Source organism: Anabaena sp. UHCC 0253 (genome assembly GCF_009712085.1).
Lineage (GTDB): Bacteria > Cyanobacteriota > Cyanobacteriia > Cyanobacteriales > Nostocaceae > Dolichospermum.
Genome location: NZ_VILD01000005.1, coordinates 104,308 through 110,307, shown reverse-complemented (window position 1 = coordinate 110,307; position 6,000 = coordinate 104,308). Strand labels below are relative to the sequence as shown.

Here is a 6,000-nt window from a genome sequence, read left to right as displayed (position 1 = left end):
CCGTTCTCGCAGAAGTTGTGGACAAGCTGATTTTTAGTGAGAAATGTCAGGTAATTTTATTGTCTGAATCAAGATTTCGAGGATTTCAGCATTTTCAAGATGACAATGAATATTCATCAGGACTTACGCACAAGTCTCGAAGAAACGTTCGCAAAGCGTGTCGAAGACATACCACGAAGAAACGAACCACGAAGGAACGAAGGAAACGAAGGAAAGAGGGTTTCAGAGATATTTTGCGTAAGTCCTATTAATCAACAATTGTCATCTGCTTTTTTAACTTTTAATTACTAAATTTTGATTCACAAGTGCCATTTTCTGATAAGATCAAAAATCCGACTCCTTTAACATAGTATTGATATATGAGCAAGGGTACACTATTTGACAAAGTTTGGGACTTACACACCGTTGGTACACTGCCATCAGGATTAACACAACTATTTATTGGACTACATCTTATTCATGAAGTTACGAGTCCCCAAGCCTTTGCTATGCTCAAGGAACGGGATTTAAAAGTATTATTCCCAGAACGGACAATAGCCACAGTTGATCATATAGTCCCTACAGAAAACCAAGCCCGTCCCTTTGTGGATAGCATGGCTGAAGAAATGATCCAGGCATTAGAAAAGAGTTGTCAAGAAAATGACATAACTTTTTACAATATTGGTTCAGGAAATCAAGGTATAGTTCACGTCATCGCCCCCGAATTGGGACTAACTCAACCGGGGATGACGATCGCTTGTGGAGATAGCCATACATCAAGTCATGGTGCATTTGGAGCGATCGCCTTTGGTATCGGTACAAGCCAAGTTAGAGACGTACTCGCCTCTCAAACCCTATCATTATCTAAACTCAAAGTCCGCAAAATCGAAGTTAACGGTAACTTAAAACCCGGAGTTTACGCCAAAGACGTAATTTTGCATATTATCCGTACCCTGGGCGTAAAAGGTGGCGTAGGCTACGCTTACGAATTTGCAGGAACAACCTTTGCACAAATGAACATGGAAGAACGGATGACCGTTTGTAACATGGCCATAGAAGGTGGTGCAAGATGCGGATACGTCAACCCCGACCAAATTACCTACGACTACCTAAAAAATAGAGACTTTGCCCCCAAAGGTGCAGACTGGGAAAAAGCCCTTGCTTGGTGGGAATCTCTCAGTAGTCATACTGATGCCAAATATGATGACGTAGTAGTATTTAATGCCGAGAACATCCCCCCCACAGTCACATGGGGAATTACACCAGGACAAGGAATAGGCGTAGATGAAAAAGTCCCTACAGCCGCAGAACTCCTAGAAGAAGACCGCTTCATAGCCGAAGAAGCATATAGCTACATGGATCTATATCCAGGTCAACCCATTCAAGGTACAAAAATTGACGTTTGCTTCATCGGTAGCTGCACCAACGGACGCATAAGCGACCTTAGAGAAGCCGCCAAAATCGCCCAAGGTCGCCAAGTTGCAGCCGGAGTTAAAGCCTTCGTAGTCCCCGGTTCAGAAAGAGTTAAAAAAGAAGCCGAAGCCGAAGGACTAGATAAAATCTTCGTTGCAGCCGGCTTTGAGTGGAGAGAACCAGGATGTTCCATGTGTTTAGCCATGAACCCCGACAAACTCCAAGGAAGACAAATCAGCGCCTCCTCCTCCAACCGCAACTTCAAAGGAAGACAAGGATCATCCTCCGGTCGTACCCTCCTCATGAGTCCCGCAATGGTAGCCACAGCAGCCATAAAAGGCGAAATCGCCGACGTGAGAGAACTGCTGTAACCCCACCCCCAACCCCTCCCCGCAAGCGAGGAGGGGAGTGAAAAAAAGGCTAGGCTAGAAACCTGTCCCATAGGAAAAAAGCAAAAAACAAAGACAAATAAATCAAATGGTACCACCAGAATATGATTTTGATATTGCAAAATTTTGTGGTTTGAAGGGAGGAGAAATGTTGTCTCATGCCTACCAAGCAGTATGCGAAGGAAAACAACTCATTGAATATAATTACAACGCATTAGATTACCAAAGTGTTTCCATTGAATTGGCATCTAAACGTAAAAATGAGTTTCAATTTTGCATACAAGCTGTAATTTTATTTCAAGTAAGTATGGAAGCCATTATTAATCAAGTAATCCCTACACAACCAGACACCAAAGCATTTATAGAAGCTTCCTTGAAAAAGAAAAAGAAATGGTATAATGCGACATTTAAAGATAAATGGTGTAAAACACTTGAAAAACAAAAGATTGAATTAGAAAATTTTGAAAAATACCATGAAAATATTTATCAGACTTTAAGAAATAATGTAGTTCATCCCAGCCATAGATATTCAGGTGAAAAGCCTGAGGAACTTATTTCTTCAGATGAGAAATTTATTTTTTCTGCTGATAAATTTATTTTCTCAAATGTTTATTCTGGGTTTAAAAATGGATGGTTAGCATTTGCATCTTTATCTCAAGCAGTTGGATATCCGCATGATAATAACTCTTGGGATATTTATTGTGATATCTGTCATCTACCAAAATCAGTGGTTCCCGAAGAATATCCTAATTTGACCGAAAAATCAAACTTTTTTTTAAACGAATATATGAATCATATAGCAACGATAAATAATATCCGAACTGAAACCTTTTTGTAATCAATTTGGTAGGTTTTTAGAGTTAAAATGTCCTTCGTGTCCTTGGTGGTTTATTAATTATGGTAAGTGAAGTAAAACAAATATCTGGTAACGCCGTTCCCCTCATCGGTAACGACATAGATACCGACCGAATTATACCCGCCCGCTACTTAAAAGCAGTCACCTTTGACGGCTTAGGAGAAGGGGTATTTATTGACGACAGAAAAGCCTTAAACGGTCAACACCCATTTGACCAAATCCATTATCAAGGCGCGAAAATCCTCATAGCGAACCGTAATTTTGGCTGTGGTTCATCAAGAGAACACGCACCCCAAGCCCTAGCCAAATGGGGAATAAAAGCCCTGATTGGTGAAAGCTTCGCGGAAATATTCTTTGGTAACTGCGTCGCCATGGGGATACCATGCGTAACTGCTGACGCGGAAATAGTTAAACAACTGCAAGAAAGAGCGATCGCTAATCCCCAAGAACCCTTTACCATAAATTTGGAAAAATTGCAAGTGCAAATTGGTGATTTAACAGTCTCAGTTGTCATGAGTGAAGGGACAAGAAGCGCCTTTATTGCCGGAACTTGGGACGCTTGCGGACAGTTGGTAGCGAATGCAGAACAGGTAAAAGCAACAGCAGCGAAATTACCTTACATTGGTTGGGGTAATTTAGCCGCGATTTAGAGGATATCCCGTAAAAAAGTAGAGACGTTCCATGGAACGTCTTTACATTCATGAAATTAATTATTAGATAAAAATAATGAATTATTGGTTAATGAAGTCTGAACCATCAGTATATAGTATTACTGATTTAAAAAATCAAAATCAGACAATTTGGGATGGAATACGTAATTATCAAGCACGTAATTTTCTGAGACAAATGCAAATAGGAGATTTAGCATTTTTCTATCATTCCAATGCTGAACCTCCGGGTATTTTTGGCTTAATGCGGATAGTGGAAACAGGCATTGCTGACCCGACACAATTTGATATAAATAGTAAATATTATGATGCTAAATCAACTCCTGAATCCCCACGTTGGCAAACTGTAAAAGTGGAATTTTTGGAAGTTTTTAATAATCCCCTTTCACTATCAACACTCAAAGCAAAATTTAGTGATGATGAATTATTAGTAGTCAAAAAAGGTAATCGTTTATCAGTAACCCCTGTAATCGAATCAGTCGGAAGGAGGATTTTAGAAATCGCTAGAGATATTTAGAGATTGTAACTTAGAAAAGATGGTGTTGCTGATTAAGAGTATGATTTTGTTTCACGCAGAGGCGCAGAGTCTACAGAGAGTAAGAGTTTGAAATCATTGATTCTTGAATTTCATACCCTAATTCAGCAACGCCGAAACGATATATAGCAATACTAAAAAAAATATCTCATCCTTCTCCATCTCTGCGTTCTCTGCGCCTCTGCAGTTCGATAAAAAGGCAGTAAAATGGTATTATAAAAGCAATAAAAATATTCTCTATCAAATTGTAGGGAGTGCAGTTTATGGCTGAACAAAGTGATGATAATTCCTGGAAAACAAAGGTTACTGGGGTTTTTAATCAAGCCACTGGTAAATTAACCCAAATTTTACCTCTAGAACAAGTAACGCAAACAGTAGGACAATGGTTTAGTGTCAGTGATACTCAAGTTGCGGAAATTCTCGCAACTATTCGCGCTGAATTACCAACTACAGAAGCTTTACTTTTAGGAAAACCCCAAGCAGGAAAAAGTTCCATTGTTAGGGGTTTAACTGGAGTATCTGCGGAAATTATCGGCCAGGGTTTTCGTCCCCATACCCAAAATACCCAACGTTACGCATATCCCTCCAATGATTTACCATTACTGATTTTTACAGATACAGTCGGGTTAGGAGATGTTAGTCAAGATACTCAAGCAATTATTCAAGAATTAATAGGTGATTTACAACAGGAAACAAATAAAGCTAGAGTGCTGATTATCACTGTCAAAATTAATGATTTTGCAACTGATACTCTGCGGCAAATTACTCAAAAATTACGTCAACAATATCCAAATATTCCCTGTTTATTGGTAGTAACTTGCTTACATGAAGTTTATCCACCAGAAATTATAAATCATCCTGATTATCCTCCAAATTTCACAGAATTAAACCGCGCATTTATCGCTATCAAAGAAAACTTTGCAGGTTTATATAATAGTGCCGTTTTGATTGATTTTACTTTAGAAGAAGATGATTATAATCCTGTTTTTTACGGTTTAGAAGCATTACGAGATAATTTGGCTGAATTACTCCCGGAAGCAGAATCAAAGACAATTTATCAATTATTAGATCAACAAGCTGGAGAAAAATTAGGTAATATTTATCGAGATGCCGGCAGACGTTATATTTTGCCATTTTCGATTATGGCTGCGACTTTAGCCGCAGTTCCTTTACCTTTTGCCACTATGCCCGTTTTAACGGCATTGCAAGTGTCAATGGTGGGATTGTTGGGTAAATTATATGGACAAACATTAACACCATCTCAAGCTGGGGGTGTTGTGAGTGCGATCGCAGGTGGTTTTTTAGCCCAAGCCGTAGCACGGGAGTTAATTAAATTTATCCCTGGTTTTGGTAGCGTCATTGCAGCCTCTTGGGCAGGTGCTTACACATGGTCTTTAGGTGAAGCTGCTTGTGTCTATTTTGGTGATTTAATGGGTGGAAAAAAACCCGATCCTCAAAAAATTCAAACAGTGATGCAAGAAGCTTTTACAGAGGCAAAAGAACGGTTTAAGGGGATGAAAAATTAACTTATCTTACAATATGATTTTTATGCTAAAATAGTCTTTAAATAAACGACTAAAAGCTAAAGTTAGCTTTGTCCAACTGGGTGGAAAAATTGAACCAGTTTGAGAGGAATTTTAGCAAATGTGTTTTCATTATCATCGAACTGTCAGATTTCAAGATACTGATGCGGCTGGAGTAGTTTACTTTGCCAATGTTTTGGGAATATGCCATGAAGTCTATGAAGAATCATTAGCAAATTCAAACATTAATATCAAAGCTTTTTTTACTAATCCATCTATGGCTTTTCCTATCGTCCATGCAAGTGTTGATTTTTTACGTCCTATGTATTGTGGTGACAATTTAGTAATTAGTTTATCTCCACAAAAAATAGGTTTAGAGAAGTTTGAAATTACCTATAAAATTACCATAGATAAGGTGATAGTTGCAAAGGCAATTACTCGGCACGTTTGTATTGATGCAAGTAGTAGAACTAAGCAGGAATTACCCGATTATATGCACAATTGGTTGGAAACGAACCACAGAGACGCAGAGATCACAGAGAGAAGAAAGTCAAGGGAGGAGGTTATGTAATTTAGGCGTAGGGGCGAAGCATTCGGGCGACAAATTATCCATTTTTGTCCAAGGCTATTGTCCGAA

Annotated in this window: 6 protein-coding genes; all 6 read left to right on the top strand. The window is 38.9% G+C overall.

Annotation, left to right across the window (positions count from 1 at the left end; translation table 11 throughout):
* The first annotated feature begins 359 nt into the window (after window positions 1-359).
* Window positions 360-1,763, top strand: coding sequence for a 3-isopropylmalate dehydratase large subunit (gene leuC, locus FJR38_RS14705; RefSeq protein WP_168537874.1), 1,404 nt, complete (start codon window positions 360-362; stop codon window positions 1,761-1,763).
* A 106-nt stretch (window positions 1,764-1,869) separates the two neighbouring features.
* Window positions 1,870-2,619, top strand: a complete 750-nt coding sequence (locus tag FJR38_RS14700; RefSeq protein WP_168537872.1) for a hypothetical protein — start codon at window positions 1,870-1,872, stop codon at window positions 2,617-2,619.
* 59 nt (window positions 2,620-2,678) lie between these two features.
* The gene (gene leuD / locus FJR38_RS14695) at window positions 2,679-3,287 is read left to right on the top strand and encodes a 3-isopropylmalate dehydratase small subunit (RefSeq protein WP_168537870.1); all 609 of its coding nucleotides are present in this window, start codon (window positions 2,679-2,681) and stop codon (window positions 3,285-3,287) included.
* A gap of 76 nt (window positions 3,288-3,363) precedes the next feature.
* Window positions 3,364-3,822: an EVE domain-containing protein gene (locus FJR38_RS14690; RefSeq protein WP_168537868.1), complete on the top strand. Its 459-nt coding sequence runs from the start codon at window positions 3,364-3,366 to the stop codon at window positions 3,820-3,822.
* A gap of 281 nt (window positions 3,823-4,103) precedes the next feature.
* A complete protein-coding gene (locus FJR38_RS14685) occupies window positions 4,104-5,366 on the top strand; it encodes a YcjF family protein (RefSeq protein WP_168537866.1) in 1,263 nt (420 codons plus the stop codon).
* Window positions 5,367-5,484: 118 nt separating this feature from the next.
* Window positions 5,485-5,934, top strand: a complete 450-nt coding sequence (locus tag FJR38_RS14680; protein ID WP_168537864.1) for a thioesterase family protein — start codon at window positions 5,485-5,487, stop codon at window positions 5,932-5,934.
* Window positions 5,935-6,000: the final 66 nt, after the last annotated feature.

Coding starts and splice junctions, on each gene's coding strand:
- leuC (WP_168537874.1), top strand. CDS start 360: ATGAGCAAGGGTACACTATTTGACAAAGTTTGGGACTTACACACCGTT.
- FJR38_RS14700 (WP_168537872.1), top strand. CDS start 1,870: ATGGTACCACCAGAATATGATTTTGATATTGCAAAATTTTGTGGTTTG.
- leuD (WP_168537870.1), top strand. CDS start 2,679: ATGGTAAGTGAAGTAAAACAAATATCTGGTAACGCCGTTCCCCTCATC.
- FJR38_RS14690 (WP_168537868.1), top strand. CDS start 3,364: ATGAATTATTGGTTAATGAAGTCTGAACCATCAGTATATAGTATTACT.
- FJR38_RS14685 (WP_168537866.1), top strand. CDS start 4,104: ATGGCTGAACAAAGTGATGATAATTCCTGGAAAACAAAGGTTACTGGG.
- FJR38_RS14680 (WP_168537864.1), top strand. CDS start 5,485: ATGTGTTTTCATTATCATCGAACTGTCAGATTTCAAGATACTGATGCG.